Origin of the sequence: Vibrio sp. 10N.222.54.E6 (genome assembly GCF_041473955.1) — a bacterium.
Classification (GTDB): domain Bacteria; phylum Pseudomonadota; class Gammaproteobacteria; order Enterobacterales; family Vibrionaceae; genus Vibrio; species Vibrio tasmaniensis_A.
Map to the genome: position 1 here is coordinate 1 of NZ_JBFRTD010000079.1, position 332 is coordinate 332.

Sequence of the window (332 nt, forward strand, 5' to 3'; positions counted from 1 at the left end):
CATGATACGAATGCGCTATTAGGTACAGAATCACCGAATGCTCGACTAAGTATCTCTTTTTGACATTTTAAGAACGTTTCTACATTCTCAACGCTGTATTCAAAGCCTTCTGATTTGTTGTGTAAATCTAAAAAAACAGATTCCACAGACACGTTTTGTTCGTTCTGTACGGCTTGAATGGCGGCTTCTGTACGCGATTGTTCGGGTAGGTCATCATCGATATTCGACACGGCTATATATACACCTTCAAAACGCTCAGTTTGCCATTGTTTGGCCGCTAACTGTTGCGCCTCTTCACTTTTACACCAGTCGTTAAATGCAAGCCTTTCAGC

At 41.9% G+C, this 332-nt stretch carries 1 protein-coding gene; it reads right to left on the bottom strand.

The features are described from left to right. A partial coding sequence (locus tag AB4513_RS24475; RefSeq protein ID WP_372081628.1) for a hypothetical protein occupies positions 1-332 on the bottom strand: 332 nt, incomplete at both ends.